The 26,797-nt window shown below is 69.4% G+C and carries 39 protein-coding genes; 17 read left to right on the forward strand and 22 right to left on the reverse strand.

Going from position 1 to position 26,797, the window contains the following annotated elements:
* The first annotated feature begins 17 nt into the window (after positions 1-17).
* The 3 genes from AC07DI_RS22750 (at position 18) to AC07DI_RS22760 (ending at position 2,472) form a co-directional block, all read left to right on the forward strand.
* The gene (locus tag AC07DI_RS22750; protein ID WP_478906016.1) at positions 18-920 is read left to right on the forward strand and encodes an SUMF1/EgtB/PvdO family nonheme iron enzyme; all 903 of its coding nucleotides are present in this window, start codon (positions 18-20) and stop codon (positions 918-920) included.
* Between the two features lie 446 nt (positions 921-1,366).
* Positions 1,367-2,236: a helix-turn-helix domain-containing protein gene (locus AC07DI_RS22755; RefSeq protein WP_478905855.1), complete on the forward strand. Its 870-nt coding sequence runs from the start codon at positions 1,367-1,369 to the stop codon at positions 2,234-2,236.
* Positions 2,227-2,472: a DUF397 domain-containing protein gene (locus AC07DI_RS22760; RefSeq protein WP_478905856.1), complete on the forward strand. Its 246-nt coding sequence runs from the start codon at positions 2,227-2,229 to the stop codon at positions 2,470-2,472. The genes AC07DI_RS22755 and AC07DI_RS22760 overlap by 10 nt, the downstream gene beginning before the upstream one ends.
* A gap of 209 nt (positions 2,473-2,681) precedes the next feature.
* Here the strand turns inward: AC07DI_RS22760 and AC07DI_RS22765 are convergent, their stop codons facing one another.
* The gene (locus tag AC07DI_RS22765) at positions 2,682-3,017 is read right to left on the reverse strand and encodes a GNAT family N-acetyltransferase (RefSeq protein WP_478905857.1); all 336 of its coding nucleotides are present in this window, start codon (positions 3,015-3,017) and stop codon (positions 2,682-2,684) included.
* Between the two features lie 310 nt (positions 3,018-3,327).
* On the opposite strand from AC07DI_RS22765, the gene AC07DI_RS22770 reads away from it, so the two are divergent.
* The 9 genes from AC07DI_RS22770 to AC07DI_RS22810 all read left to right on the forward strand — a co-directional run bounded on the left by AC07DI_RS22770 (position 3,328) and on the right by AC07DI_RS22810 (position 8,331).
* Positions 3,328-3,876 carry a hypothetical protein gene (locus AC07DI_RS22770; RefSeq protein WP_478905858.1) on the forward strand — a complete coding sequence of 183 codons (549 nt, stop codon included), beginning with the start codon at positions 3,328-3,330 and terminating at the stop codon, positions 3,874-3,876.
* Between the two features lie 128 nt (positions 3,877-4,004).
* Complete coding sequence (locus AC07DI_RS22775; RefSeq protein ID WP_478905859.1) at positions 4,005-4,877, forward strand: hypothetical protein; 873 nt, start codon at positions 4,005-4,007, stop codon at positions 4,875-4,877.
* A 37-nt stretch (positions 4,878-4,914) separates the two neighbouring features.
* Positions 4,915-5,550 carry an RsbRD N-terminal domain-containing protein gene (locus AC07DI_RS22780; RefSeq protein WP_478905860.1) on the forward strand — a complete coding sequence of 212 codons (636 nt, stop codon included), beginning with the start codon at positions 4,915-4,917 and terminating at the stop codon, positions 5,548-5,550.
* Positions 5,550-5,873, forward strand: coding sequence for a hypothetical protein (locus AC07DI_RS22785; RefSeq protein WP_478905861.1), 324 nt, complete (start codon positions 5,550-5,552; stop codon positions 5,871-5,873). The genes AC07DI_RS22780 and AC07DI_RS22785 overlap by 1 nt, the downstream gene beginning before the upstream one ends.
* The gene (locus AC07DI_RS22790; protein ID WP_478905862.1) at positions 5,870-6,514 is read left to right on the forward strand and encodes a hypothetical protein; all 645 of its coding nucleotides are present in this window, start codon (positions 5,870-5,872) and stop codon (positions 6,512-6,514) included. Before AC07DI_RS22785 ends, AC07DI_RS22790 begins: the two co-directional genes overlap by 4 nt.
* The gene (locus tag AC07DI_RS22795) at positions 6,511-6,762 is read left to right on the forward strand and encodes a hypothetical protein (protein WP_478905863.1); all 252 of its coding nucleotides are present in this window, start codon (positions 6,511-6,513) and stop codon (positions 6,760-6,762) included. Before AC07DI_RS22790 ends, AC07DI_RS22795 begins: the two co-directional genes overlap by 4 nt.
* Before the next feature lie 156 nt (positions 6,763-6,918).
* Positions 6,919-7,404: a hypothetical protein gene (locus tag AC07DI_RS22800; protein WP_478905864.1), complete on the forward strand. Its 486-nt coding sequence runs from the start codon at positions 6,919-6,921 to the stop codon at positions 7,402-7,404.
* A 30-nt stretch (positions 7,405-7,434) separates the two neighbouring features.
* Complete coding sequence (locus AC07DI_RS22805) at positions 7,435-7,848, forward strand: hypothetical protein (protein ID WP_478905865.1); 414 nt, start codon at positions 7,435-7,437, stop codon at positions 7,846-7,848.
* A gap of 48 nt (positions 7,849-7,896) precedes the next feature.
* The gene (locus AC07DI_RS22810) at positions 7,897-8,331 is read left to right on the forward strand and encodes a hypothetical protein (RefSeq protein ID WP_478905866.1); all 435 of its coding nucleotides are present in this window, start codon (positions 7,897-7,899) and stop codon (positions 8,329-8,331) included.
* An 89-nt stretch (positions 8,332-8,420) separates the two neighbouring features.
* Here AC07DI_RS22810 and AC07DI_RS22815 read toward each other — a convergent pair whose 3' ends face one another.
* On the reverse strand, positions 8,421-8,699 hold the full coding sequence (locus AC07DI_RS22815) for a hypothetical protein (RefSeq protein WP_478905867.1): 279 nt from the start codon (positions 8,697-8,699) through the stop codon (positions 8,421-8,423).
* 75 nt (positions 8,700-8,774) lie between these two features.
* Between AC07DI_RS22815 and AC07DI_RS22820 the strand changes: the two genes are divergently transcribed.
* A complete protein-coding gene (locus AC07DI_RS22820; RefSeq protein ID WP_478905868.1) occupies positions 8,775-9,056 on the forward strand; it encodes a hypothetical protein in 282 nt (93 codons plus the stop codon).
* Position 9,057: 1 nt separating this feature from the next.
* Here the strand turns inward: AC07DI_RS22820 and AC07DI_RS22825 are convergent, their stop codons facing one another.
* The 4 genes from AC07DI_RS22825 to AC07DI_RS22840 form a co-directional block, all read right to left on the reverse strand.
* Entirely contained in the window at positions 9,058-9,282 is a 225-nt protein-coding gene (locus tag AC07DI_RS22825) for a hypothetical protein (RefSeq protein WP_478905869.1), read from the reverse strand.
* 337 nt (positions 9,283-9,619) lie between these two features.
* Positions 9,620-11,413, reverse strand: a complete 1,794-nt coding sequence (locus AC07DI_RS22830; protein ID WP_478905870.1) for a hypothetical protein — start codon at positions 11,411-11,413, stop codon at positions 9,620-9,622.
* A gap of 199 nt (positions 11,414-11,612) precedes the next feature.
* Positions 11,613-11,852: a hypothetical protein gene (locus tag AC07DI_RS22835; protein ID WP_478905871.1), complete on the reverse strand. Its 240-nt coding sequence runs from the start codon at positions 11,850-11,852 to the stop codon at positions 11,613-11,615.
* Positions 11,853-11,926: 74 nt separating this feature from the next.
* A complete protein-coding gene (locus tag AC07DI_RS22840) occupies positions 11,927-12,604 on the reverse strand; it encodes a hypothetical protein (protein ID WP_478905872.1) in 678 nt (225 codons plus the stop codon).
* Between the two features lie 533 nt (positions 12,605-13,137).
* Between AC07DI_RS22840 and AC07DI_RS22845 the strand changes: the two genes are divergently transcribed.
* Positions 13,138-13,305: a hypothetical protein gene (locus tag AC07DI_RS22845; RefSeq protein WP_478905873.1), complete on the forward strand. Its 168-nt coding sequence runs from the start codon at positions 13,138-13,140 to the stop codon at positions 13,303-13,305.
* A 157-nt stretch (positions 13,306-13,462) separates the two neighbouring features.
* On the opposite strand, the gene AC07DI_RS22850 is transcribed toward AC07DI_RS22845, so the two are convergent.
* The 7 genes from AC07DI_RS22850 to AC07DI_RS22880 all read right to left on the reverse strand — a co-directional run bounded on the left by AC07DI_RS22850 (position 13,463) and on the right by AC07DI_RS22880 (position 16,918).
* A complete protein-coding gene (locus tag AC07DI_RS22850; protein ID WP_478905874.1) occupies positions 13,463-14,071 on the reverse strand; it encodes a hypothetical protein in 609 nt (202 codons plus the stop codon).
* Positions 14,072-14,361: 290 nt separating this feature from the next.
* Positions 14,362-14,658: a hypothetical protein gene (locus AC07DI_RS22855; RefSeq protein ID WP_478905875.1), complete on the reverse strand. Its 297-nt coding sequence runs from the start codon at positions 14,656-14,658 to the stop codon at positions 14,362-14,364.
* Positions 14,655-15,008, reverse strand: coding sequence for an HNH endonuclease (locus AC07DI_RS22860; protein WP_478905876.1), 354 nt, complete (start codon positions 15,006-15,008; stop codon positions 14,655-14,657). The genes AC07DI_RS22855 and AC07DI_RS22860 overlap by 4 nt, the downstream gene beginning before the upstream one ends.
* Before the next feature lie 162 nt (positions 15,009-15,170).
* Positions 15,171-15,656: a hypothetical protein gene (locus AC07DI_RS22865; RefSeq protein ID WP_478905877.1), complete on the reverse strand. Its 486-nt coding sequence runs from the start codon at positions 15,654-15,656 to the stop codon at positions 15,171-15,173.
* A gap of 48 nt (positions 15,657-15,704) precedes the next feature.
* Positions 15,705-16,208 (reverse strand): hypothetical protein, encoded by a 504-nt coding sequence (locus AC07DI_RS22870; protein WP_478905878.1) that lies wholly within the window; start codon positions 16,206-16,208, stop codon positions 15,705-15,707.
* Positions 16,209-16,221: 13 nt separating this feature from the next.
* Entirely contained in the window at positions 16,222-16,578 is a 357-nt protein-coding gene (locus AC07DI_RS22875; RefSeq protein WP_478905879.1) for a hypothetical protein, read from the reverse strand.
* Positions 16,579-16,654: 76 nt separating this feature from the next.
* A complete protein-coding gene (locus tag AC07DI_RS22880) occupies positions 16,655-16,918 on the reverse strand; it encodes a hypothetical protein (protein ID WP_478905880.1) in 264 nt (87 codons plus the stop codon).
* A gap of 193 nt (positions 16,919-17,111) precedes the next feature.
* Here AC07DI_RS22880 and AC07DI_RS22885 point away from each other — a divergent pair, with 193 nt between their 5' ends.
* Positions 17,112-17,771: a 2'-5' RNA ligase family protein gene (locus AC07DI_RS22885; RefSeq protein WP_478905881.1), complete on the forward strand. Its 660-nt coding sequence runs from the start codon at positions 17,112-17,114 to the stop codon at positions 17,769-17,771.
* 402 nt (positions 17,772-18,173) lie between these two features.
* Here AC07DI_RS22885 and AC07DI_RS22890 read toward each other — a convergent pair whose 3' ends face one another.
* Positions 18,174-19,409, reverse strand: a complete 1,236-nt coding sequence (locus AC07DI_RS22890; RefSeq protein ID WP_478905882.1) for an IS110 family transposase — start codon at positions 19,407-19,409, stop codon at positions 18,174-18,176.
* A 91-nt stretch (positions 19,410-19,500) separates the two neighbouring features.
* On the opposite strand from AC07DI_RS22890, the gene AC07DI_RS22895 reads away from it, so the two are divergent.
* A complete protein-coding gene (locus tag AC07DI_RS22895) occupies positions 19,501-19,851 on the forward strand; it encodes a hypothetical protein (RefSeq protein ID WP_478905883.1) in 351 nt (116 codons plus the stop codon).
* A gap of 18 nt (positions 19,852-19,869) precedes the next feature.
* On the opposite strand, the gene AC07DI_RS22900 is transcribed toward AC07DI_RS22895, so the two are convergent.
* The gene (locus AC07DI_RS22900) at positions 19,870-20,232 is read right to left on the reverse strand and encodes a hypothetical protein (protein WP_478905884.1); all 363 of its coding nucleotides are present in this window, start codon (positions 20,230-20,232) and stop codon (positions 19,870-19,872) included.
* Positions 20,233-20,422: 190 nt separating this feature from the next.
* Between AC07DI_RS22900 and AC07DI_RS22905 the strand changes: the two genes are divergently transcribed.
* The gene (locus AC07DI_RS22905; protein ID WP_478905885.1) at positions 20,423-20,776 is read left to right on the forward strand and encodes a hypothetical protein; all 354 of its coding nucleotides are present in this window, start codon (positions 20,423-20,425) and stop codon (positions 20,774-20,776) included.
* Between the two features lie 35 nt (positions 20,777-20,811).
* Here the strand turns inward: AC07DI_RS22905 and AC07DI_RS22910 are convergent, their stop codons facing one another.
* From AC07DI_RS22910 to AC07DI_RS22940, 7 genes are all read right to left on the reverse strand, one after another.
* A complete protein-coding gene (locus AC07DI_RS22910; protein WP_478905886.1) occupies positions 20,812-21,030 on the reverse strand; it encodes a hypothetical protein in 219 nt (72 codons plus the stop codon).
* Positions 21,031-21,161: 131 nt separating this feature from the next.
* Entirely contained in the window at positions 21,162-22,571 is a 1,410-nt protein-coding gene (locus AC07DI_RS22915; protein ID WP_478905887.1) for a DNA cytosine methyltransferase, read from the reverse strand.
* Positions 22,572-22,775: 204 nt separating this feature from the next.
* Positions 22,776-23,750: an ATP-dependent DNA ligase gene (locus tag AC07DI_RS22920; RefSeq protein ID WP_478905888.1), complete on the reverse strand. Its 975-nt coding sequence runs from the start codon at positions 23,748-23,750 to the stop codon at positions 22,776-22,778.
* Positions 23,751-23,854: 104 nt separating this feature from the next.
* A complete protein-coding gene (locus AC07DI_RS22925; RefSeq protein WP_478905889.1) occupies positions 23,855-24,595 on the reverse strand; it encodes a hypothetical protein in 741 nt (246 codons plus the stop codon).
* A gap of 71 nt (positions 24,596-24,666) precedes the next feature.
* The gene (locus AC07DI_RS22930) at positions 24,667-25,515 is read right to left on the reverse strand and encodes a hypothetical protein (RefSeq protein WP_478905890.1); all 849 of its coding nucleotides are present in this window, start codon (positions 25,513-25,515) and stop codon (positions 24,667-24,669) included.
* Positions 25,516-25,672: 157 nt separating this feature from the next.
* Positions 25,673-25,993, reverse strand: a complete 321-nt coding sequence (locus tag AC07DI_RS22935) for a hypothetical protein (protein ID WP_478905891.1) — start codon at positions 25,991-25,993, stop codon at positions 25,673-25,675.
* Positions 25,994-26,078: 85 nt separating this feature from the next.
* The gene (locus tag AC07DI_RS22940) at positions 26,079-26,762 is read right to left on the reverse strand and encodes a hypothetical protein (RefSeq protein WP_478905892.1); all 684 of its coding nucleotides are present in this window, start codon (positions 26,760-26,762) and stop codon (positions 26,079-26,081) included.
* Positions 26,763-26,797: the final 35 nt, after the last annotated feature.

Genomic DNA, 26,797 nt, shown 5'->3' on the forward strand with positions numbered 1-26,797 from the left:
CCGTGGCGGGGGTGACCATGTGGACCGGCCGCGAGGCCGGACTGCTGCGCAAGGCCATGCGAAAGACGGGCAAGGTGTTCGCCGACCTCGTCGGCGTGAACCCCCGCCAGATCAAACGGTGGGAAGGCCGGGGAGAGACCATCGAACTCGGACTCGACAACCAGGCGGCCCTGGACACGCTCCTTGCCCAGGCCGACCCGCTCGTGCAGCAGCGGTTCGCCGCGCTCCTCACCGAACGTGCCGCCGCCGAGCACGACGAGCGCGCCGAGGAACTGCTGCGCAACGATCCGCACACCCGCAGGCACCACGTCGACGGGAAGGTCATGACCCTCGTCGAGGAGGGCATCTACCTCTCCGGACCCGACAACCGTTCGGTGTGGCTGGACGCGTACCTCATCGACGTCTACCCGACGACCAACGGCGACTACGCGACCTTCGTGCGCGCCACCGGACACCGTCCGCCCCAGCACTGGCCCGAAGGGAACTGCCCCGTCACGCTGGCCACTCACCCCGTGGTGTGGGTGACCTGGCACGACGCCACCGCCTACGCCCGCTGGGCCGGTAAGGCACTGCCCACCGCCCGGCAGTGGGAGAAAGCCGCCCGCGGGCCCCGCGGACGCATCTACCCGTGGGGCAACGAACCGACCGCCGCGAAAGCGAACGTCGCCGAAGCCGGCATCGACGACACCACCCCCGTCTCCCGCTACCAGTCCGGCGTCAGCCCATACGGCGTCTTCGACATGTGCGGCAACGTCTGGGAGTGGTGCTCCACCGAGGAGACAGCGGGGAACAGCCGGTACGAGCTGAAGGGCTCGGCCTTCACCAGCCCGTTCGAGCGCTGCACGCCCTCCCTGCAGAACGCCGCCAACGCGAACATGAAGGACAACGACACCGGGTTCCGCTGCGTCGCTGCCGTCTAGCGCGAGGCTGGCGTGCCCGCCAGAAGTCGGGCTCCTCATCGCCTGGGCGGCGTGCTTCCGGGACACGCGGGTCCGGGTCTTGCGGGCGGTGCTCTGGCGCATTGCTGGCCTCGGCTCGTCGGAGGAACTGGAGTGCTGGCGCGGCCCGACCCCGAAACTGTCGTGGTTGGCCCGCACAGAGGTCGGGGCCGCGCATGATTACGGGGGCACGGGACCTATGCGTTCGCGCAAACGGCCTTGCCGGTCAGTGCGCTCAACTACCGTGCTGCATGTGCGATTTACTGTGCAAGGGCAATCGCAAGCGCACTCAAATTGGCACATGCCGAAACGCAGGCAAGGGGTTGTTCAAGGGGGTGCAGGGGCTGGCAGACTCAGGGGCAGCGGCCCGCTGGACACCGGACACAGAACGCGTCGAGCACCTACAGGGTTGGGGAGAGGGTTACAGAGTGGCAGCTAAGCGCGGGGCGACCTTCCGACGCAGGGAGCTTGGCAAGGAGCTGAGGAAGCTCCGAGACAAGAAGGGTGAAACTCTCCAAGAGGTGGCCAGGGCTCTCGGCTTCTCCCATACGAAACTTGCGCGGGTCGAGATCGGAGAGAACGACCTTCCGCGTGTGAGTGACCTCGAAGCCCTGATCGACCATCTCGACTCGGCTCTCCCCAAAGAGGACTTGGAGACGCTGCTCCAGTTGCACCGGGAGTCGTTGAGTAAGGAACCGTGGACGCCGTACAAGGCGTACATGCCGTCGAAGATGCCCACCTTTCGCGGTCTGGAGATGGACGCCAAGGCGATGCGAGCGTGGCAGCCAGCGTTCGTCTACGGGCTGTTCCAGACGGAGGACTACGCGCGAGCGCTCTACCAGATCGCGAAACCGGTGGACGAAACGACAACGGAGTACATCGAGCAGAACGTCCGGCTGCGTCTGGACCGGAAGGAGCTGATCACTCGCTCAGAGAACCCGCTGGAACTGCGCGTCATCATGGACGAGGCAGCCGTGCGGCGGCTGGTCGGAGGGCCGGACGTGATGTGTACCCAGTTCGACGAGATCGTGCAGTTGGGCGAGCTGGAAAACGTAACCATTCAGATCCTTCCTCACGACGTCGTGACGTACCGATCCGAAAGCAACTTCACGATCCTGGACTTCGCCGAAACCCTGGACCCTGTCGTGCAAGTCGACATGCCCAACACCATCAGCGTCACCGACGAGCGGCAGGAGGTCCAGCGGAACACCCGCCGCTTCGACGCCATGCGCGACAGTGCCCTACCCCCGGCCCGAACAGCCGGGTTCCTGAAGGACCTAGCACGAGAGTGGAAGTAGCCATCAATACCAAGATCATGGCCACCGAAGTGGCCCCAGAGTCCGCCTGGTTCAAGTCCTCGTACAGCAACGACACCGGCGGCAACTGCGTTGAGATCGCCCCGCTGATCGATCAGGTCGGCATCCGGGACTCGAAGGACAAGGCGGGCCCCGCACTCGTTGTGCCGGCTAACGCATGGACTTCGTTCGTCAGCCTCGTGCGCTCAGGCGCCGCAGACTCCGGCGTCATCCATTAGCAGCGCTGCACCAGTGGCCTGTCTCTCCCCGGAGACAGGCCACTTTCGTACAGCCGTACCAATGGGTGCCGTTGGGATGGATGCGAGCGTCAACCCTTCGCTGAGGGCCGCACTGGCACGAGCACGCATCTGCGCCGAGCACAACGCCTCCTGGGGGACGCAGCATGACGTCGGCAACCGCTTGGCTCAACCATGACGGAGACCAGCTCCTACGCAGGGGAGGTTCCATCGCTTACGGAGCCATCCAAGTCGTCTTGGTAGACGATGGCAACGGCGCGCATGCCGAGGGCTTCGTAGAAGGCACGGCCCCCTTCATTGCTGGGTGAACAGTGCACGATGAGCGGGGCGAGACCCTGCGTTCGAGCCCAGTCGCGGACGACTTCGACCAAGGCGCGCCCGGTTCCGCCACCACGGTGCTCGGGGGCGACCCACATCTCGTGAATCACGCAGCACCCGTGATCGTCCGGTCCCGCGATGACGTATCCGTGTTCATCGCGGTACTTCATTCCGGCCGAGGGGGCGGGGCGTCCGGGATCGAAAGGCATAGCTATGGGCCTTCCTGCTGCTCGGTCGTATCGGGGCGCACGCTGAGCATCTGTACCTCCGTGGCGGGGCGTGGTTCCTCTGCTGTGCCGACCGAACGTACACGTGGCGAGGGGCCGCGAGCGGATGGATGTACGTATCGCTGAGCCGCGCTGATTTCCTGCTCCCCTGATGCCTCATCTCAGCGCTGCCTGCACCGAACTGTCACGTCACGGTCCACCGCGCCGTTCCCCTAAGCAGGGCGCGGCGGTCTGCCAGACGGCGAGGAGCAGCCGCCGACTGGCAGACCGGAAGCGAATCAAGGGGTCGACTGTGCCATTCAGGGCGGCGGAGAAGGAGTTCAAGGCACTGCGGGCGCGGCGCGCAGTAGGGCGCCCCGCCGCAGCCAAGACCGTCCTGGGCGAGCCGCGCAGTCGGCGCACTGCGCTTGGGCCGCCGTCCACTCCGGAGCCGCCGGACCTGAACGGAGCCCTCGCCGGCCTCCCGGGCGCTGTGCGGTCATGGACGCTGCTCATGCCGTACGGGGATCTGTTGTCGAGCAATCAGAGGCTGCACCACATGGCGGAGTACCGGCTCAAGAAGCGGCTGCGGCAGGAGGCGGCACTGACCGCGCGGGCCCGGCGCCTGCCGCGGCTGGAGCGGGCGGCCGTGTACTACGTTCTGCACCCGCGGCCGATCAAGCGGAAGCGTGATCCGGGGAACTGGGCGCCGACGGCGAAGGCGTATGTGGACGGCCTGGTCGACGCCGGGCTTCTCCCCGACGACAACTCGGCCCACCTGCTCGGTCCGTACCCGGAGATGGGGCCAGCCGTGACGACCGGCGGGACGCGGATTTCCCTGGTGATAGTCGAGGTCGCTTGACCGGGCCGCTGACCTGGGGCGACGCGACAGGTGTAACAAATTCTCGGCTGGCACGTACATAGACGCGGAGGCCCCGCTGAGGGGCCCTCGCTACGTGTACAACTCCAATACGAGGAGATGCCCCTCCGATGACTGCTGCAACGCTCGCCCCCGCCTACCCTGCCCCGAAGACGCTCCGGGAGCTGGACGGCTTGCTGGCGAACTCCAACGGTCCTAGCGCTCACATCATCGAGCTTCACCCCCAGTTGGCCAGCCGCGTGCTGCGCCGCAACACCAAGAACCGCAACGTGCGGGCCGCCACGGTCGAGGACTACGTGCGCGACATCCAGGCGAACACCTGGCCCCTCAACGGCGAAGCCATCAAGGTCGACGTGCAGGGCAACGTCCTCGACGGTCAGCACCGGCTGCACGCCGTGGTGAAGGCGGACGAGCCGGTCACCACCTTCATCGTCGGAGGGCTGCCCCCGGAGACGCAGGCCACGATGGACTCCGGCCTGCGGCGGACCACGGCAGATGCCCTGTCCCTGGCGGATGAAGCGAATGCGACCACGGTTGCGGCCATACTCCGCCGGGTCTGGACGTGGCAGCAGGGCGACCGGAAGTTCACGCGCCGCATCAGTCCCACCACCGCGGAGTCCAAGGCCCTGCTGGCGAAGCACCCGGAGATCCGGCGCTCAGCCGAAATCGCCCTGCGCACCCGAGCTGCCTTCCCCCATATCCCCCAGTCTGCGCTGGGGACCGCGCACTTCCTCTTCAACGCCATCGACCCCAGTCAGTGCGCCTGGTTCTTCCAGCGCCTGGGCGATGGCGTCGAGCTGTCCAGCGGCCACCCGATCCTCGCTCTGCGCGCCCGTGTCACCTCCGAGCGCGCCAAGGAAGGCCAGATCTTGTGGGCGCGCCACCTGGCCTACCTGGTCTCCGCATGGAACGCCGTGCGCGAGGACCGGCCGCTGACACGCCTCGTGGTCCGTCCCGAGGCCCCCGTGCCGAACCCGAAGTAGCCCTCCCCCCTCTTTTCCCATAGGAGATGCCCCTCCCATGAGCACCACCGCAACACCCGTCACCGAGCGGGACGTCGACCGCGCCGCCGCGGTGTTCGCCCGCGGCGGCGAGCACATCGACCCCGAACTCCTGGACATGCACCTGGTCGAGGTCGCCGACAAGGCGTCCTGCTCGCTGCTGCGCGACCGCTTCCGCAACGACTTCCCGCACGCCGCGTACCACGAGCTGCTGTCCAGCGTGGCGGCGCTCCGCGCAGTTCTCGGGTTCACCCCGACCCCCACCGCTCGGGAAGTGCTGGAGTGGCAGGACCGGCAGCGCACCGTCTACGCGGAGGCCGTTCGGGGCCCGAGGACGCAGTACCCGGTGGTCTTCATCGACGGTCCGTACCGCGGCGTCGAGATGGCGCTCGACGGCCCGGCGCAGGCATACCCGAGCGCGGACGATCCCCTGGGGCACCTGGCCGACGGTTGGATCGCGGGGCCGCCCACCTCCATCCCGATGCCCATCGTGTGGGGCGACGCGAAGAAGACGGGGCACGGCACGGTCCGGTACAAGCGCGGCTACGCCCCCAACTCCGAGGGCCTGTGGCCGTTCCGAATCCGCACGGACGACCCGGCGCCGCCGACGGGCGCCCGCCCGCGCATCACCATGCCCTCCGTGCAGGAGGGCTGATGCCGGGCACATTCGTGGCCGGGGCGGTGAAGGAGATCACCGCCCCGGCCCAGGACCGGGAACAGGTCTACATCCGCCTCCAGCCCAAGGCAGCCGAGGCACTGGCGCTCACCGCCGGGTTCCCGATCTTCCCGCCGCCTCTGCCTTACACCCACGTCAAGGTCCGTAACGAGGTGCCGTGCCCGGCGTGCGGCGAGGGCCGGGTCTCGCGATCGTGGCGCATGGAGAGTCGCGCACTCGTCGCCGGGTCCGGGTGCCGGCGGCGGCACGTCTTCGTGATGGCGCCGCCGCTGCCGTATGCGTGGATGGAGGGCGAGGCGTGACCGCACTGGCCGTGGAAAGGCCAGCCCCGGCCTGGGCCGGTCGCGCCATCGTGCGCGCGGCAGGCCGGATGGAACTGCACGTCACCGTCGAGGGCGCCACAGTGCCCGCGGCCGCGATGTTCACCGTGCCCGTGGAGTGCCGCCCGGACGCCTCGTCGGCGCCGGGCGTACGACCCTGGGCAGAGCCGGTCGACGAGAGGCGGCTGTGCACAACGTGCCTGCGAGCACTCCGCGGCGAGCCCGAGCCGCAACCGGGCCAACTGGCCGCCACCGGCACCGTCAACTCGCCGCCGGAGCCCGGACCGGAGCGGCGAGGACGGCGCCTTTGGGCAATCCCGGACCTGCCGACGTACACCACACTGAGCCTGCCGACCGAGCATGACGGGCGGCCGATACGGTGGTCGGAGTGGGGCGCAGCGCCGTACGCGTCCGCATGTGACTGGTGTGGGGACCCCGGGCCGTGCGTGATGGCGGGCGGCCGCCAGGGCAACCCGTTGGCGAAGGAGAACCCGCTGCGCTGGTTCGTTGCCCACCGCTGCTCGAACTGCCAGCAGACGCGCGTCTACGAGCAGGCCGGAACAGCCTCCCTGAAACCGATCGCCCACTTCAAGCCCATGTCCCCGAAGGGAGTCCGTGCGTGAGCATCACCGATCCGTCCGCGCTGCTGGAGGAGATTGCGCTCATCGCGTGCGGTCGGCGGGCGGGCAAGACGCACTCGTGCCCGTCGTGCAAGCGCAAGGCTCCGGGGCTGCTGAACATCGCCAGCACCGGCGCCCTGGACGCGCTCGCGGCCACCATCTGCGGCGACAGCCTCACCGCCTGTCAGGACTGCCGCACCAAGGCCAAAACGATCATCAGCGAGACAACGAGCGTGGCGTACGCCGCGTGAGCACGAGATCGGCCCGCAGCCGACGCACTCGGGGGCGGAAGGAACGTACGACTGGGGGGCCAGGCAGGGGCCCACGGCCGGATCTCTCAAGTCTGCTTCCGTCCCATCGCCGGGTATGAAACGGTCGGACGAGCAACGGCGAAAGACTGGGGGCCCATGGTGAGGACCGTCGTAGACCAGCTCCGCGCATGGCAGTCCCTGGGCGGGCCGACCTTGTGGGAGCAGGCGTGGGACCGCACGCTGCGCGTGGTGGAACAGCCGTTGAACGGCTACGGCATCAACATCGACGGGGTAGTGGTAGCCGAAGGTGCTGCGGGGCTCACCACCGCCTACTACATCGTGGCTGCCGAGCGCGGAGTTACGCCGGATGCAGTGCCCGCAGAGGAGGTCGAAGCCCTCTTCGCGACCGGCTCTTCGGATGAGGATCTGCGGGCCGACTGGGAGAGGCGTCTGAACGCCCTCGGACACGACCTCACAGATCACAACGACCCGGTAGCGCGCCTTTGGTCGGTCATCTCCCACAACCACCGCACCCCACCGGGCAATTACGACGACACCGAAGACTTCTCCATGACTCGGTGGGGTCCCGGGTATCTCGCAGGGCTGAACAAACTCCGCTCTCGCTTCGCCGTCACCATCTGACCCGGACGCCAACGAGCAATGGAGCCACGTATGAAGGACGAGATGTCCGACGCTCCCCGAGCCAGCCGCATGGACGAGTTCGCCCACGACATCTGCCGTGTGCACGGATGGAACAGCGCGAGGGCCGAACAGCTCGGGGAGGACCTTGTGCGGGTCACCAACCCCAAGGCCCGCCTGTGGATCGAGTACCGCCACCGCGAAGGCCACAAGACCGGGTCCATGATCATCGGACGCCTCGACGGGAAACCCGTCTTCCAACCCGAATTCGTGCGGCCCACACCGGCCCTTGTCACCTCCGGGGCCAAGCAGTTCGTCAAGGCAGTCCGCCAATGGGACCGCCGCGCGAAACTGAGGTCAATGCACCCGCGCGAGCTGCTGTTCCAGTACCGGTTGCGCAAGGACCAGGCACGCCGAGAACACGCAACGCTCCCCAGCACATCGTGACAAGTGCCCCTCTTAACGGTCCGGCCCGACATGGCATGATCCACTCCCATGGGGAGACACACCTGGGGGAAGACCGCAGCGAGCGTGCTGCTCGCAGCCGCGGTGATGGGGACGAGCGCCTGCGGCGGTGAGGCCGCGGCACAGAAGAAGGCGCCCGCCAAGCCGAAGGCGCCGAGCGTGGCCGCCGCGACGAAGACGTTCCAGGCGGCCGTCGAGAACTTCGACGCCAGCGATGGATGCCCGAAGACCACGGGCGAGTGCTGGGGCAAGATGAAGGCCGTCGCCGAACCCGCGCGGAAGCTGCGGAAGGCCATGAACGCTGATAAGCGGACCGGCCCGGACTTCTACTCCCCGGCGTATGCCCTCATCGACAAGATGGAGGAGGGTATGGGCGTCGGCGAGGACGCGTTCACCAACCGGCCCGATGTGCTCGGCTCGGCGCACGAACTGGCGGACTGGCTAGACGAACACCCCACCCAGTAGGGCACGCCCCGAGGGCCCAGCGGCTCAAGGAGTGGAAGTACGGTCGGGGGTGATGCGCTTCGGTCAGCGGCCCCCGGCCGGCAGCGAGTTCAGGCCGCGCTCTGGCCCGCGGCGCACATCGGGCAGGCTGCCTTGACTGCATCGAGATCCGCACAGACGACGCAGTCCTGATCGCCTTCTCCGGCGGACGGCATACCGTTCAGGTCGAGGCCGCACAACGCCAGGCTGGGGTCACAGCAGTAGCTGTGGCTGATCGCCCTGACCGCCGACGTCGCGGTGGCGGGGGAGGCCCCTGGAGTCGTCCCCCGGACGCGCGCGACGACAGTTCGAGTGGCCTGCTCAAGGGCGGCGAGGAACGGGTCTGTCATAGATCGGAGGGTAGCCTGCCCGGTACTGCCAGGTGCAGGGTGTTCGATGCGCTGAGCCGCCTCCATACTGGTCTCGTGATCGAACGAGCCGAGATGATGACGGTGGAGCAGATCCGCACGCTGGTGAACGCGGCGCTCGCAAACGACGAGGTCGATCTTGCCGTGCCCCTCACGTATTCGCTCGCGCTGAATGAAGGGCTGCGCAGCAGTGTGCTGTCTACGCTCTCCCGTGGGGACTACCACCCGGCGGTCGACGACGTCCCGGGAACCCTGACCTACCTCGACGGCGACCAGATCCACGTCGTCACGCTCTCGCCCCAGTCGGAACTCCTCCTCTCCGCGTACCTTTCGCTCTGACCTACCAGCGGGGCTCCGGGTCAAGGTCGTCGCACGGCAAGGGGTGCCAACCCGACGGGAAGGGCGGTTCCGTGGAAAACCGCTGCCCGGCCAAGCCGATGTCCTGCTCTTCCGGCTCGCAGCCGCACGAGTTGCTGTGGTGCACCCGGCACTGCGGCTCGCTATCCGGCTCCGGGTACTCCGGGAAGGTCCCGACGCATTCGTTGCCATCCTCGTCGTAGGTCACTTCGATCTCAATGAGCGACTTCCTTCCCTGAGTGGTCAGGCAGCGGACGCGCCGTCGACGCGATGTTCGCCATCAGGGCAGCACCGATCGGGCTCGTGGTCAAGAGTGCGCCCGGTCGGCTCCTGCGGCGCCGGACTGCTGTTCTGCCCTGCATGCCGGGCAGATCGATTGCGCCCGGTCGCCGTACCGGGCGGTCAGGCCGTGGCAGCGAACGCACGGGCCCACCTGCCGCGGCTGGCACCCCAGGATCAACGCGGCCGAGGCCGGGTCCATCGTCGGGTCCAGGCGTCTTGGTACGTCGTTCATGTTTCCGAATGTAGCCATGCCAGGGCGTCCTTCAGTTCAGGAGTCCGCGGCGGCGCGGCTTGTACAGGGGCTCCGGCTCGTACAGGGACAAGAGGATGGCTTCGGCACGGTCCGGCGACTTCATACCGCGGGCCCGCATCGCCTTCTTCGACTCGACCTCGGTGTAGCCGTTGGTTCTCGACAAGAGCTTCGGAGTGGAGAGCTGCGCAGCTGCCTTCTTGTCGACGTGGAGGCGCAGCCGCCCGCGGCCGGAGGACGGGTCCGGCTGGAGGAGGCTCCTCGTCGCCAGCCACATCTCGTCCCGCTTTCGCCACGGCCGCATGACGGCGCCCGGGTCGTCCTGACTCGGAGACTCCGACACCATGACGCCGACGATCTGCGCGCGGTGCCGGCCTGTCTCGGCCCACCGCTCCAGCATGCTGACCACTCCATGGCCGATCCCGTTTTGGTCGACTTTGGCGCGTACGGCGTGCGGGGAGTGCAGGGCGTCGGCGAGACGCTGCGCGGCATGGATCTCCGACAGGACCACTTCGGCAACGGACACCTGGTTGTCGTTCACGGCACCGGCGGAGGCGTGCCGGAACGTTACCGTGTCGCCCACGGCCCGGAACACGGTGAACTCGTCGCCACCGTCAGCCGCCACGTCTACGCCGAGACGGACCCAGGAGCCCTCCCGCACGGTGTGCTCGGCGTTCTCGCCGTCCAGGCCGAGGTCGCACAGGCGGTGCCAGCCGTCTCCGGTGGGGTCCTCGTAGGACATGGCGGCCTCGACCCAGCTGGGCGGAATGACGATGCCGCCGCCGCCCTTGGGGAACCGGGCGTAGACCTTGGCCTGCACGTACGGGTGGTCTTCGCCGTACGACCTGATCGTGCGGTCCACCCAGTCCTGGTCGGGCATGTGGTCGGCCAGGGAGTGCCGGTCGACGCCGTCGGGGCAGTCTGTGCAGTACGGCGCGAGCTCGCCGGTGATCGCCGGGGAGTCGAGCGAGGAGATCGGGATGGTGACGGTGGTCGGCTCGCTCGGGTCGTCGCCCTCGATGCACAGCCCTTCGAACCAGGATGCCGGGTCATCCATCGCGGGGTTGCCGATGGCCAGCATCGCCGCGTGCCCGCCGGTCAGAAGGTTGTTGGTGCCGTGGCCAATCATGGGGGCGATACCGCCCGCCTCGTCGACGATGAGCAGCAGGTGGGGCATGTGGATGCCCTGCATCGCCGCCTCGTCATTGGCAGGTGCGGAGAACCCGTACGCCGCGACAAAGTCGTTGCCGTACGGGTCGGGCATCTTGTACTGCACGGTGTCGCAGGACCCCGGCAAGCCGGCGCGCGGCACCACCTTGCGGATGTGCGGCCAGAGCTGCCGCTGCACCTGGCGGAAACGGGTCGCCGTGGTGATGCAGAGAGCGGTGCCGACCGGATAGACGTTGGTGAACCAGACGGCGGCGCGGGCGGCCAGATGCGTCTTGCCCACGCCGAACCCGGCGGGCACGGCCACTCTTTTGTGGTCGACGATCGCGTCCAGGACCGCGCGCTGCTTCGACCACAGGCTTTCGCCGAGGACATCTTCGACGAACCCGGACGGCGAGTCACGCCACAGGCCGTACAGGGAGCCTGTCGCCCGCTCGACCTCCGTCATGACGACGGCGCGCTCACGGGCGGTCAGGTGCTGCTTGAAGGCGTTGCGGCGCTCGGTGGGCGGCAGCCGCAGGAGGATGTCGGCGACGTTGGCAGCGTCGCGGGAGACGACGCCGGGACGGGCATGTTGCAGCTTGGCTGCCGAGGGGGCCACGCGGGTGCGTGTCGGCTGGTCAGGCTGCGTGCGGGACATGATCGCGACGGTGCCGCTCGGGCCGGGTTTGTGTCGCGGTCTGGCCGGGGGCCCATGCCCTGACGCCCGGCCAGACCGCGGGTTCCGGCGGCTGCCTGTGCGCTGCCCGCCGGAGTCTGGCTCAAGGCCCGCGCAACCTGGGGGGGGGAGGGGTTACGCGGGCCTCAGCACCTAGTAGTACGTCAGGGGCCCGATCTTGTTACACCTGCGCCACGTCGGAATCGGCAGCGGAGCCAGAGCGGTCGACGACGCCCAAGAGGGCGGCGTGCTCGTCGTTCGCGCGGCGCACCGCTTCGAGGATGATCACTGCCTCCGTGACGGCGACAGCGCGCTCGTCCGGGGTGAGCCGGTACCAGGGGGTGACGTGCTCGCCGCCCGCGGCCAGGACTTCGCGGCGGGTCTCGTAGTAGTGGCGGGCCAGGGGCAGTGTGATGGGCATGGTGGTCATGCCGGTGGGAACGCCGGCGCGCCCACTTCTGTGACAGCGCGCCGGGTCTCGTCCTTCCGTCCCGGCTACTGGCGGGCCCCTGCCTGCTCGTCGGCGGCCGTGACCGTGGCGGGCTTTCCTGCCTGGAGCTGCTGAAGTCGCTTCAACGTCGCGGAGAGCATCGTCTGTGCGCCGGAGGGGTCACCGCCGGTGGCGCCGTCGATCTCCACGCGGATGTTGACCCGGCCGGAGCGGACGTATCCGTCAACGCCGTCCTCGCTGGCCCCCGGGTTGATCACGAGCGTGTTCTCGTCGCCCACGGGACGCTTGGGCTTCTGCTGCTTGTTCGTCTCGTCGCCCTTCCACGCCGTGTAGGCGCTGTGGGCGTCTTCGGCGGTATCGAAGAGGCAGATATCCAGGGACGCCATGTTGACCGTGGAGCCGTTGTACTCATAGTCGACGTCGGAGCCGCGGACCCACCCCTTGGGGATGGAGTCGTCGTCCGCCTCGTTGCAGTACTGCCCTTCGGTCACCGACTTGCTGCCGTGCACGGTGTACCCGGGAAGCACCTCACCATCGCCCAGCAGAGCCTGCGTCAGGTGCGCCTGGCTGAGGTTCTTCGTGATCGGCTTCGGAGCCGGAGAGGAGACCGGCTTGCCTCCGCCCGAGGCAGGGTTCGGCTTATCGCTGCTGGAGGAGGAGCAGGCGGTAAGCGCGGCCGCTCCGGCGAGGACAGTGACAAGGGCGACTCGTACACGTGACATGAACACAGCCTATCCACCTTGATCACCAACGAGCCGCGCCCGCTGGTTCGCAGTCGAGTCCCCTGTCGACGGATGCCGACGGTGCCTGAGCGGAGCGAAGGCACCGTAACTACTTAATGGTCTTACTTGATGTTCTTACTAAGGGCGCCTGATCTGCCGGGACCCGGTCCACCGGTGGCCGGTTACACCGGCGCCGGATTTTCAGGCCCCGGTACTCCCTGGTGAACCGGGGCCTGAAGACCCGGCGCCGGTGACGCTTCAGAGCCGAGCCGAGAGGGCAGCCCGCGCCCACGCGACCGGCGCTACCGCTCCGCCTCACGTCGGTGCTTCTCGCAGCGGCCACCCGTCAGCTCGGGGCGGCCGGGAACAGAGATTGGGGAAGGGTCAGTGTTCTGACCCTGCGCTATTCCACGGCCTCAACGGGGTGCACGGCTGGCCTCCAACTGGGCTAATCCAGGTGCCAAGACCGTGCAGGAGTCGAGCAACTGAACCAGCCTGGTGATGTCTGCTCACCCACGAACGAAGGAGCACCCATGGGCATCGAAGACGGACTCGGCGAAGCTGCCGAGCAGGCGAAGAAGATCGTCACCGGCTCTGATGAGGACAAACAGAACAAGAAGCAGGAGGAAGAGGACCCCCTGACGGACAGTGAGCGCGACCACGAGTCCCCCATTTCGACAAGCGGCAACATGTTCGACTGAGCCATACCGCGCTGGGCCTTCACGCTCCGTGCAGCGATGAAGTATTGGGGCCCGCTCGCGGGTATGCGAGCGGGCCCCAGTTCGCGGGTGACTCAAGATCGTTTGCGATCTCTCCGCGCCCGCTCAACGGCCTGCTCGGGAGCGGCCTTGATGGGTGTCAGCGACCGCGGCGCTTGTTCGCCGCGTTCTTCACGTCGCGCACGTACTTCGCGGTGACATCGCCCAGCTGGCCGATGCGCTCCGTGGACCAGCCGTACGGCTCCTCGGTCAGCGCCAGCGCGGCGTCCTGGAGGAACGGCATCGCGGCCTTCCTGCGGGCGGTGGCAACCGACACCGTGGCCGCGAGCGACGGCAGCCGTTCCGCGGCCTCCTCGGAGTCCAGGCGCGGCACGCCGGCCCTCTTGGCGGCCGCGATGCGCTGCTCGGGCGTCATGCGGTTGCGGAGGTCACCACCAGGGTTGATCGTCGCCTTCTTGTCGCCGGTCAGGGCGTAGCGGCGCATCTCGGAGTAGGCGTTGGGCGTGATGCCGAGGACCTTGTCCAGGCCGCGCACGCCGTCGTAGAACCACAGGGACAGAGCGGCCTGGTTGCGCTCCTCGGAGTGGGCGGCGATCTCCAGGTCGGCCTGCTGCACGATCTCGCACGCCCTCTTGAACCGGTCGTCGGGCCGGGCGATCTTACCCAGCTCCTTTTCGACCTCGGCCGTGGCCTCGTCGCGCAGCGTCTTGTGGTCGGGGACCGTGAGATTGTGGTGCACAGCGGGCATGCTGGCCTCCGTCTGGACGGGCACCGTGCCGGTGCCGGCGAAGGCTGGGGCAACCCCATGCCGAACGAACCCACAAATAGTACAGCGCCAGGCGCCCTCTTGTCATGGCGACCGCCGCGCACCCCGTCTGAGCAGCGCAAACCCGAACCGGCCGACTATCACCACCAGCCCACCGACGTCACCGTACGCACCTGGATCGCCAGCGCGTGGGGCGTCGGTGAGGGCCACCCGGCCGACCGCCGTGTGCGGAACGCCGCCGCGACGCAGCACGCCGAGCCCGACCAGCCGCCTCACCGCCACCACAGCAGCCGACGCAGACCGCGGCGAGGCGAAGGAAGGGGCTGGAACTCCTCGCTCTCCTTCGCCCACGGGTCGTTCTTCCGGGCCCTGTACTCGGCGCGGGAGTACAGGGGGAACACCGCCCACGTGCGGCGGCCGATCGTGATGGCGGGCCCGCAGATGCCGTACGGGCGCTCGCTGTTGCGGTAGGTGTAGCCGACCGCGAACCAGATGCCGGGCGTCTCGCTGCTCCAGGTGCCAGCCGTCCACCGGCCGAAGTCGACAAACGCCGCAGCCCCGCGCTTCATCGGGCCGCTCCCACGGCCGCGGTGCGCACGCCGTCCGGGGTGAGCCGGTACATCCACCCGTCGGCGTACCGGACCTCCACCTCGTCGGGGACCTGCGGGCGGCGCACCTTCCACCCCGCCTCATACGACGGCTTCGGATGATCCTCGAACCAGCCGTTGCACACCTCGCAGGCCAGCAACAGGTTGTGGGCCTGGTTGATCCAGGGCTCCCGCGCTCCGCCCATACCTCGGTTGACGCGGTGGTGGATCGTCAGCCGGTGTACCGAGCCGCAGCGTACGCAGCAGCCGCCATCGCGCTGGTAGACGAGGTCGCGGACTGTATCCGTGGGACCGGTACGTCGTCGGGCCATGATCGGCTCCCGTCCTGCCTCCGCGCGCCGGACCGCGGGGTGCGGCCCGCGAGGAAGCGGCGGGGCGAGCGGGAGAGTGGACGGCGAGGACTGCTTACGTCGCGCGCACCCCAGACCGCCCTACTCCGGCGGTGACGCGTACGCAGCCCGCGAGCAGTACGCTCACCGCTGCGTCACGTCAGCCTCATGATCGGAGAAGGCGCGTTCCAGGGCATCGAGGACCGCCACGACGTCCGGGACGGCGGCAAACGAGATGACGACCTGGCCGTGCCCGCCCGCGCCAAGAACGAACTCGAACTGCCCGCCCGAGCCCTCGCACTCATAGACATACGTGCCCGGCGGCGCCCCGCACAGCGGCCCTTCGGCATAGTCCAGGTACGGGAACCGGACCTCGTCGACGGCCCCCGCGATCACCTCGTTGGGAACCTGGTCGAACTCGACGCTGACGCGGCCCTCGTCGTCGAGGCAGACCCGACCGCCACCACGCCCGGTCTCCTCATACTCCAGACGGATGTCGTCACAGCCGACGTACCGCGGCCGGTCGCCGAGGCGGGGGAACGCAGTCTTCAGCGCGGTGACGGCCGCGGCCTGAGTCTGACGCCAGTACTGCTCCCAGGAGTCGAGGGCCTGGAGGACGGCGAGCTGCATGTGGTGCTCCGTTCGTTGTGCAACGAAGCAGCATCCGCGCGGAGGGGACTAGCGTCGCGCCGATCGGGTGACGTGAGCAGAGCAGTGCTGTTCGTGGACGACGGTCATCAGGTTTAGGAGCAAGGAGTCGGCAGCACTCTGGGCCCCGCGGTCGACCGCGTCCAGCAGCCTGGCCGCAGCCTCCCGCACGGGAGTCGCCAGTTCTTCCTCAGCCGCTTGCTGGAACGCCACCCAGCGCAGCCCCGCGACCTCTTCCGCGGACACGGCTCCCTTCCCCGTACGAGGGAAGGCGGCGCGGTGATAGCAGGCAGCGGCGATGAGCGCGCCCTGCGCCAGACCCGCACCGAACCCGGCCTTCATCGCCTCAGCCTGCCGCTGTTGGCTCCGGCGCAGACGGAAGAACGCCCCGAAGCCCGCGCCGGCGCCGCAGCCCACCGCGGCCGAGACCACGCTCGTCACCTCATGCGTGACGAGGTAGCCGAAGACGGCTCCGCAGAGCAGCCCAAGGAACGCGAGGATGGCGACGGCGAGACTTGAGTCCTTCTTCCACATGCGCCGCAGTGTTTCACCGGGTACTGACACCGCGCAGCGCCCGATACTCGGCGATCAAGGCGGCCGTGTCCTCGCCGGTGAACCCGTCGGCCTCTTCGAGGGCTGCCACGGGCAGAGGGTCACCAGAGGCGTACCCGAGCGCCGGGCGGTCGGCGAGGTGACCGCACAGGGCGTCGAGCCGGTCCAGGAGCGCGGCGCGGCGCGCCTGGTCATCGTCGAGAGAACACAGCCACGCGTGGCGGTCCTGCGCGTCGGCCGGGCGGGGCGGCAGGGACCGGCGGATCGTGTCGGCCCGCTCGACCAGCGTTTGCTGGACCGCAACGCGGAGCAGCCCGACGAGCTGCGGTATGTCCCTGGCGGTAGTGCTCATGTGCCCACTTTCGCAGGGGGCTCTGACAGCGGCCGGACTCCGGGCGCTGGGTCCGCGTTCGGGTCGAGGCCGGTGGTCAGCCTGTACGGGGGATGACGCCGGAGCCATCTTCGGCCTGGCACTCGAAGTCGTACAGCAGGCAACTCGCCTCCGCAGTCGGGGCGGCGCTCGGGGCATTCTTCGTCGCGCTGGTTGCCTGGGCGGCAGGCGGGCGGGGCGACTCGGGGTGGGGTGTCGTGCTGCCACCGAGCACGACGATGGAGATGATGCCGGCACCGACGACGAGGGCGGCGCCGACGATGAGGCCGACAGTGCGATGGGAGGGGGCGGGAGCATTCACAGCGGCGGTTCCTTACGTACACATTCGGGCAACAGACCGTGGCGGCTGCACTGCCCTTACGTCCCCCGCATGCGGCGAAGCACCCCGCGAGGGCGAGAAGATGCCGCAAAACTTCGCCCCGACGCGGGGAAAACGGTCACGCTGTCCGGGCGGCGCCACAAGGGCGCCACAAACAAGGGAGGCGTCTTCGCGGATGGAACCGTTCGTGCCGAAATTTCAGGGCCGCCAGTGGCCGGGCGGCGGCATGGGGGCCCTGCATGTGTACGTACTACCTCGCCCTGGGGTCGACGATGATCTGCTTGAGATGGCCTACACATGTCGATCGCTGATGGCCGAGTACCCGATCGATCCGCAGTGCGGCAACGACCCTCACGACGCCGGGCTGTTGCACCTGACCGGAGAAATGCTCGCCGACGTCCCGTCGGACGAGTACGACGAGGAAGCGCGGGCGGAAGTTGCGGACGCGCTACGGTCCGAGCTGGCCGACGTACCAGCGTTCACAACCGAAGTTGGGCCGCCGATCGGGAACGTCTCGGGCGCAGTACTGGACGTGTGGCCGGAAGAAGACACGCTGGTCCTCGTCGAACGGATCAGAACGGCAGTCCGCAAGACGCGCGGTGAGAAGGCGCTGCAGCACGCTGGCGGGCGGCCACACATTTCGATCGGTTACAGCTACGGCGCAGCCTCGTCCGACTCGCTCAACAGCGCACTGCGCAACAAGGTGACACCGCGTCGGGCCACCCTGCACGTCGACCGGGTGCACCTGCTGGATGTGGCCTGGATCTTCGACGAGGAACTTGGTGGATGGCGAATGACGTGGGAGCCGGTCACGGAGATCCCGCTGGGCCGTTGAGCGGACGCCTGCCCAACTGGCGTGGGCAACAGCTCAAGTGCCGTGCCAGCAGCGCTAGTCAAGGCGGGCACTGTGTGAGTCGGTAGCGTGCGGGAGCACAAGGTGTGGTTCCGCTGTCGAGAGGTGGGGTTGGTATGGAGAGCTTCTTCCTGGAGCCGCGCAGTGGCGACGGGCGGAACGTCCGGGCTGGTGGAGAGGCCGCTGGCACCGTTCCCGCGTGAGGGTTCGCACTGACCCAGGGAGTTGCATCAGGTGTTGTTCCAGCGGCCCGTCGACCAGCCCGGATCGGGGCGGTACGGGGGCGGGTGGGGAGCGGCCGGGCGTCGCTTCCGCTTGAAGGCTTGCGGCGGCCCGGGGTGAAAACAAACGTATGCTCCGGCCGCTCTCCAACTGACCCGCCGATCATGTGCGAAACATCGCGGCTTCGTCGTAGGACTGGTCCGTGCGTAGGCAGTGGTGCAGGCCGCTCAGAAGCCGGTTGGAGACATGGCGCAGCGCGGCCGCGTACCCGTCGCCTCGCTCGCGGCGCGCGTCGTACAGGGCGCGGCAGCCAGGGGAGCGGGTCAGGGAGCCGAAAGCCCACTGGTGCGCGGCCCGCTTCAGCGCGCGGTTACACACCGACCGGTGCACGACAGCGTGGCTGCGGCCCGAGGACCAGGTGATGGGGGCGGTGCCGGCGTACGCGCGCAGCCCCTTCGCGGTGAGGAACCGCGCAGGGTCGTCGCCGATCTCGCCGAACAGACGGGCGGCGATGAGCGGCCCGCACGCGGGGAACGAGCGGTAGATCGCGTAGTGCGGGTGGCGGGAGAACGCGGCATCGGTCTGGGCGGCCATCTGCTCGGCACGGAGGCACGCGGCATCCAGTTCGGCGATGTAGTGCCGGGTGCGTTCGCCCATCGCCGCTTCGGTCTGCGGCTGCTGACGAAGCTGGGGTTCGGCGAACAAGGCGCGAAGCCGCGCGGCCTCCTGGTCCAGGAGCCGTGTGCGGCCAGCCGCGGCCAGGACGTCGTACAACTTGCGCTTGGTCAGGGCGGCGGCGTGGCGCGGCGTGGGGGCGAGCGCTATCACGGCCCGAGCCTCAGCGCGGCGCAGCCCGTGCTGCATCCCGCTCCAGGCGTGGGCGGCGGCCGGGAAGTACATGCCCAAGTGGGAGCGCAACCGGACCATCGCTCTGCGCACCGTGTCGGCGTGGAACTCCTGGGCGCGGGCCAGGACGGCTATGGCCTGGGCGCGGTCGGAAGTCTCGGGGAGGGGACGGCGACGGGCAGGGTTCTGCCGGATGATGTCGGCCAGCAACTCGGCGTCGGTCCGGTCGGACTTCGAGACAGCGGCCGTGTGCCGCCCCCGGTAGCGGGCGGTGACCGCGGGCGGAACGACGATGACTGGCTGCCGGTGGCGTCGCAGCTCGGCGACCAGGAGCCGGTTCCCGTCCTCGATCGCGACGGGAACCTGACGGCGGGAGAACCGGTGCGAGGTCGGGTTGAGCCCGCGAAGCGCATTCAGGATCTGGGTGACCCCTTCGTGGCTCTCCTCCACGCGCAAGTGCAGCACGGTCGCGCCGCCCCGGTCGATGACGACGAAGTCCTGGAGCCCCCAAGACCAGTCGATCCCCGCCCACCAGTGGCCGCTCACTGCCACGCCCCCTCCACGGTCGTTGTGATGCATATATACATCACCCTGGTGAGAGGCCCCGGCTCGGGGCGGGATGCGGGATCATACGGAGGACACAGTGACCGGACGGCTTGCAGGGGACGAGATGCGCGGCGACCGAGCGCCCCTGACCTACACCACGGGCGAATGGCCGCACGCGGCTGCGCCGGACACATCGGCACCCCCGGGCGTGCACTACAGCCTCGCCCTGGCCCGCGCTCTCGACGACGCGACGAAGACCCAGAACCTTTCCCACCGCGGAGCCTCCCTGCGGGCTGGACTCAACGCCACGGCAGTCGGTCGGATCGTGCGCGGCGAGGTCTACCCGGACCTGGCGACCCTGGCCCGCCTGGAAGTGGCACTGCGCACAGACCTCCTTGCGCGCGGTCTGTTCCGTGAAGTTCTCGCCGAGCCCGAGCGAGATGTCTGACCGTCGCTCGGCGAGCAGTCAGCGCGTCTTCACCAGAGACGGCGCCTTCACGGCCGGGGCCGGAGCCTTCACGAGGGGTGCCTTCGGCAGGGCCGGAGCCTTGGGCTTCACCGGAGTCCTGTTCGAGCGGTCGGCGCCCGCGGGGCCGGCAGGCCGACCCGCGGCGCCGCCCTCGGACTGCTGGTCAGGGCCGTAGACGATGCAAGGGCGCGCCGCGCCACGAGGGACAAGGTCCCCGGCCTTGGAGCGCACGGTGGGGCACGTGCGCGTGGAGCCGTCGGAGCCGGAGCAACCGGTCAGCAGCAGCGCGACGGCGATGACGGCGGCGGTGGCCGCCGCGCGAGGGCGCAGCGAACGGAGTCGGGTGGTGAAGCTGGGCACGAGCGTGGCCTTCCCAGTTGAGGGGCAGAGGTCACGTACCGTGCGGGCCCGCCGCGCCTTGCGTCGCATGCTCCCGCAGAAGTGCCGGTGGCGAACCCCGTGGTGCGGACGCGGGCGGTGCGCACTGCACCGCGAACGCAGCCGGATACCCGGCGCGTCACACCCCCGGGTGAGTCCTAGAGTCGAAGGCATGAGCAGTATTCCCGAGCCAGAACCGGCCCGCCCTTGGCGCCCGCAGGACGGGCCACAGCCCGAGGTCTGGACGTGGTCGAACAACGACTGTCCTGCGCTTGAGGTCTTCTCCGCCGGGCGGTGGCGGTACGCGCGGGTCCTGGCTCGGCAGGACTGGGCGGACGGGTCGGTGTACTACCAGGTGGAGGTCGACCTCCGCGGTCAGCGGTCGATGACCGTCTGCCTGTACCAGTGGCCGCAACCCGGCTTGCGGCAGGTGCACGGCAGCAGTGTCGCGCCATCCAGGGGCACCGACGAGTCGCGGCAGGGAGAGATGCCGACGCCCGGCCGCGCCGCACGGGGAGGGACCTGAGCGGCTTCCGCTGCTTCGCGAGTCGGCGGGCACTGCTACGGCAGCGTTACCGCGACGCCAAGGAAGAAGACGCCCAACGCGATCTCGAAGTTCAGCCCGGCCCGCCCGGTGAGCCACACCATCGGCTTCCGCCAACGGGCGCGGTCCTCCTCCCAGCGGGCGCGCTTCGCCCAAGTCAGGTAGCTCTGCGCGAAGAAGGAGATGCCGAGCACGGTGTAGATCACACTGAATGCGTCAAGCTCACTGGCGGACACCCGCTGTCACTCCTTGCAGTCGATCGGACCAGAGCGAGTGTTGCAGAGGCGGCGCGTCCGAGCGGGCGTATCCGGGAGAAGTCAGTCGAGCGATGGTCCATGCAGAGGCAGCTGGCGCCCTGTGCTGCTCATCAGAGGCCCCGACTCGACGAGTCGGTCGATCGGGTCCCGGCCCCGCACAGGGGCCGGGGCGCCGGCCAGACCGCCAAGTCGTACCCCTCGGGCCAGGATTCCTCGGCCCATAGATCGTCGTAGTGGTACAACCCCGTGAGGTAGTCGCGGACCCGTGGCTCCCAGTCGATGCCGTGGATCGCGGCGAAGACGTACGCGGCAACGGCGGGGCAGACGACGTCCCCAGCCTGTTGGAAGGCGGATGAGCGGGAGCCCTGCCACGGGTAGGTGGCGCGGAAGGAGACGAGGGTCCCGGCCTCGGCGGGGGTCAGGCGCAGCCCGTCGCGTTCACGGACCCAGGTGCGGGTCTTGCCGGTGAGACACCAGGACGGCTTGTCGGCGGAGAAGCAGTTCCCGCCTTTGGCACGGCCCGTGGCCGGGTCGACGGGGCGCTGCCCGCGGGTATTGATCCGCTCGCCCTTCTCCCAGCCGAGAGCTTCGGCCATCGTCGTGACCGGCAGGGCCTCCACCGGCGGGGCGAGGTCGACCCACTTGTGCCGCGTGGCGATCATGAAGGTGCGCTTGCGACGGGAGGCGACGCCGAAGTCCGCGGCCTCCAGGACCGCCCAGGAGGTGCGGAACCAGTCGGCGCATCCGAACTCGATCGAGAGGTCGCCCAAGACGCGCTCCGGCAGGTTGCTGGACTGCTCCATGGCCATCCACTCGATCGGTGCGCCTGCTGCCTGGAGGCCCAGCGGCCAGATGGCGACTTCGGCCATGAGGCCGATGCGCGGGTCGGTCAGGCCGTCGAGCATGGCGCGGACCTCGTCCCAGGTGGCGCCCGAGCGGGGAGCGTAGCCCTCGTGGTAGCCGAGATCGGCGCACAGCGGGCAGTCGCCTACGAGATCGGGGAACAGCTCGTCACAGCAGACCTCGTCGAGCCGGATGAACCCGGCGGCTTCGCCGACGTACGCGATCGTCTCGCACAGAATGTCCAGGTTGGCTTTCAGGAGACCGGCGCGCTTGCCCGCCGTGGAGAAGCTGGGGCACGGAGGGCTGATGATGACGCCGTGCGTGCAGCGCAGAGCCGGATGCTCGGGGTCGAGCTTGGTGATGTCGGCGCAGATGCGGGCGTGGCCGGCGGCGCGGCCGGTTGCGCAGGCGTCCTTGTCGATGTCGACGCCGACGACGTCGAAGCGGGTGACGCCCAGGACCGTCTTCAGCCCTTCACCCCAGCCGCCCGGTCCGGCGCACAACTCGACGACGCGCTCGGGCTCCCCTTCCTCCCACGGGAGGAGCCAGCGGCCGGGCCATGGCGCGGCTATCTCGTCGAGCTGAGCCATGACGTGCGCGGGTATGGGGGCGCCGGTGGACTTGTAGGAGAGAGCGGTGGTGACGACGCTCTGTTCGGCTGCTGACAGCTCGGGCATGTGTGGGCTCATTCGCTTCGGGTCTGATTGGCGGTTGCTCTCCACCAACACCTAAATAGTACAGCACACGTCATTCGGATTGTGTCTGCGCAGCCCAAAGCGTCACGCGTGACGCCAGCCTGGGTACCGGGGTCACGATGAGTGAGGTGCCTGGCAGGGCCGCGACCGACAGTCCTGCGGCGTAGCCCTCGGGCGAGGTGCGCCCTACAGGGCCGCTACCTCGTGCGGAGTCAGATCGTCACGGACGCGGAGGTAGCGCACAGGGTGCCGGTGCCTGCCCTGATCCACTGCCGAGTCAGTGCGAACCTCCACGACCAACTCGGGCCGGACGGTGAGGAAACGCAGATACTCCCGCGACCCCCACCCCGCGCTGATCCGTACGTCCGCCCACGGATGCTCGGGCCCACCCGGCACCAGGAGCGCCCCGAGTTCTCGACGCGCGGCGGCGGTCAGCGGCGTGGTGCGGGCGACGAACCGCAACCGCCCGGCCGAGTCGTAGCGGCCCAGGAGAAGAGAGTGCGGCGCGGATACGGGGCCGGTGACCCCGACGACCACCGCTTCGGCCGACTGGAACGAGCGAACCTTCCACCAACCGCGCTGCCCCGGCCGGTACAGGCCGGATGCGGGCTTGATCACCACGCCCTCCACACCCACACGGCCATAGGCCGGGTCGAGCCATTCCGCCGCGACCTCACGGTCCCGCGTGCAGGCCACCAGCGACCACGGGGGGCGCAGCACCCCATTGGCGAACGCCGCTTCCAAGCGGGCCCAGCGCTCGCCGTACGGGCGGGAGAGCCAGGCTTCACCGTCGGCCTCCAAGAGATCGAACGCCACGAAGTGAGCCGGGGCGCCGCGAGCCGCCTCAGCCGCACTGCGCCCGGTACGGCGGGCCCGCTGCTGGAGCGCCGCGAAATCCAAGCGACCACCGGCGAACACCACCAGTTCGCCATCTACGACCAGGTCCTCGCGCACGCCGCGGGCGGCAGCGACCAGGTCAGGGAAGGCCGTTGCGAGGTTCGCGCCGCCGCGGCTCTGAAGGTGAAGGGCGCCGGAGCGGATGAACGCGAGCGCCCGGTACCCGTCGACCTTCTGCTGCCACAAGGCATCCGGCATCTGGCCCGCGGGCGGCAGCGTGTCCCGCGGACGCGCCAGCATCGGCGTGATCGGCGGAGTCAGCACCCTCCCAGCCTCGCGGGCGGACGCGAGCGGCGCCTGACAGAGGAACCAGATGGCCGACGCGGCGCCTGGCCGCAAGGCTAAGGCGCCGTGCGGCCAGGCCGCCGTCAGAGGATGGCTTCCGGCTGGGCCAAGTCGACGACGAGCCGCGCACCCTCCTCGGGGCGCAGCAGCTCGGCGAACGCGCCCAGCGCCGTCGACAACACCGCGTCGTCCAGGTCCACCACCTCGGTCGGATCGTCCTGACCGTCGGCGTACAACTCCACGCCCTGCTCGCTGAAGTCCGCGTGCCCCATGCACAGCTTCGAGTCCCTGGCCTCGAACACGACGACCGCGTACCGGTGGCCTTCGCCCGGTATGAGGAGCTGCACCCGGCGGGCCAGAGCGCGGCGCAGCTCGGCTGCCTCGGCCGCAACGGCGGCTTCCCGCAGCTCGGCGAGCAGCGTCATGCCGACACCGTCGAGGAGGCGCTGGAGCGCCGCGGTGCGCTGTTCACGGCGCTCCGCGTCGACAGCCCTCTGGGCGCAGCACTCCGCGCGCCAGCACACGCACCGACCGCAGTCCTGGCAGTCGTCAACGCGAGCGCAGCCGCACTGGCAGGCGAAGGCCCGGCAGCGGGCCTTGTGCTCCGGCTTCGGGGCCTTCGGGGTCGCGGCCAGGGAACGGGACAGCTCCATCCAGGCTCCCTCGTCTTCTACGAGGTTGGCCGCCAGCGTCTGTCCGTCGCTGTGCAACATCGCGGCCAGTTCGTCGCAGGTCTGCCGCCGCACGACAAGGCCGTACGCCTCGACCTGGGCGCCAATGAGCAAGGGGAAGGTGGACGGGTCGGCGGGGGCGTTCTCGGACATGGGCATGTTCTCCAGTTCAGGCGGTGCGCCCGACGACGTACGGGCCGGGCGCACCACGGGGTGCGTGAGGGTCAGCGGGTGAGGGCGGCGGCGAGGTGGACCAGGTGGTCGACGCCGACGGCGTGCAGCTCGGCGACCACGGGCGTGGTGTCGCGGACGCGGGCGACGGGGTCGGCGGGCGGGGCGACGTACCCGAAGGGGCCGGTCGCGGCACCGAAGCTGAGTCCTCCGTCGTCGAGCTGGTCGACGTCGGTGTACTGCACCAGGTGCGCGGCCAGTCGGCGTCCCAGCCGGGTGGTGATGGAGCGCATCGGGAACCTGGGGGTGGCGGCTGGGGGCTCGGGCAGGAACAGCGGCAGCACGCGTTCCACGGACGCGACGGGACCTGTGACGGTCAGGTCGCACGCAGGGTTCGCGCCGACGAGCGTCACCGCGTACCGCACTCCGGCATTCCCCCACACCACGACGTGACTGTTCGGCTGGTCACCGGCGCGGTACAGCGTTGCCGGGCCCTGGGCGCGCACCGCGCTGCCGACGAGGTCCAGGTGCCGCAGCCGGGCGTTCTCGGCCTCCATGGGCCGGTCGGAGTACGCGAGGGCAGCGGCGTCGTCCAGGCGCGGCAGAACAAGCCGCAGGGTCTCGCGGACCACGGGCTCCGGGGCCATCCGGTCGAGGGTCAGGTCAGGCTCGTACGGCTCGCGGTCGTCGAGCTGCCACGCGATGTCGGTGCGCCAGGGGTGCACGGCGAGGATGAGCGCGCCGGGCCGCCCGGCCTGGGTGAGGCGCGCGGCGGGGCGGGTCGTCCACCACGCCGCGTACGGGACGACCTTCCAGGCGTTGCCGTCGCGGTGCGGCAGGCGCTTGGCAACGCTGTGGGCGAGTGCCGGCGAGGCGGTCGCGGGGACGGTGGCAGTGGCCATCAGGTGGTTCCTTCGGGTCTTCCGGCGTTGCTCTCGCCGGGGAGTGGACCGGCAGGGGGCGGCTTGCGTCGCCCCCTGCCTGAGATGAGGTGTCGGCTCCGGTTGTTCTCCGGGCCGCGCGCCCCGGTCCGGTGACCGGGGCGCACGGGTGGGGTCATCAGCCCCCGTACGGCGGCGTCACGTCGTGCGCCCGCTCGAACGCGAGGATCGCGCTCAAGGTGATCGTGACGGCGACCTGGTGCTCGGCCTTGCGGTCCTTGCGCGGTGCGGCCTGGGCCGACGCGACGGCTCGGGTGGCGCGGTCGAGGTGTTGGGCGGCCAGCTCCCAGACGGGGGAGGCGGTGCGCTTCGACGCGTACTCGTGCATCGCCTTGAGGAGGTTGGTCAACTCGTCGGCGTGGGACTGGCGGCGGAGGGTGGCGTACGCGCCGTAGGCGGCGCGGGCGGCGGGGGCGAGCGGGGGGATGGTGCTGCTCATCAGGTGGAGCCTTTCGGGTCTGGGCCGGTTGCTCTCCGGCCGGAGGGATGGGGCGCACCGCGTGGTGCGCCCCGTCTCGGGGTGGTCAGTTCGTGGTGTCGCGCGGGATGGCGGGGCAGTCGTATCCGAAGCAGTCGCAGGCCATGACGTCGCCCCAGGTCTGCGTCTTGCCGCACGCGCAGACTGCCGCCTCGCGGACGGTGAAGCGGATGGTGGAGCCGCCGCACGTGATGCACTTCAGGTGCCGCTCGGCGACGCGAGTCCGGTTGCAGGGGCGGGAGTTGTCGACGCGGACGGTGCCTTCGAGCCGTTTCCACTTCGCGAGGGTGTTGAGCACCGCGCGGAACCAGCGCTCTGGGTCGGCGTCGGCCGCTGCTGTGTCGGCGTGGAGGCGGGCGAGTTCGGCGCGGAGTGCGGTCTCCTCGGCGGCGTGCTGCTCGCTCACCGGGAGAAGCCGGGGGAGGGTCGGCAACGGGACGGTGGTGAGTGGGGCGGTGATGTATTCGACCACCGTGTCCGGGAAGCGGCAGGCGGGGTGTGCGGTGATCAGGTCCAGTGCGGCGGCGAGGGAGCGCCACATCTGAACGAAGGGCTCGTTGGTGGTGCCGTCGTAGGCATCGCAGGCGGTGGCGGCGGCGTCGAAGTGCGCGGCGATCGACTGGAGTGCGCGGATCGTTCCCGGGCCTGCGAAGCGGTCGCGGGCGACGTTGGCGGCGGTACGGGCGCGGGTGGCGGCGGCGATCTGGGCCGGGTGGGCGATGGTGGTCACTGGGGTTTCCGTTCGGGTCTGGGCCGGTTGCTCTC

The sequence above is a fragment of the Streptomyces sp. NPDC044106 genome (assembly GCF_056433985.1).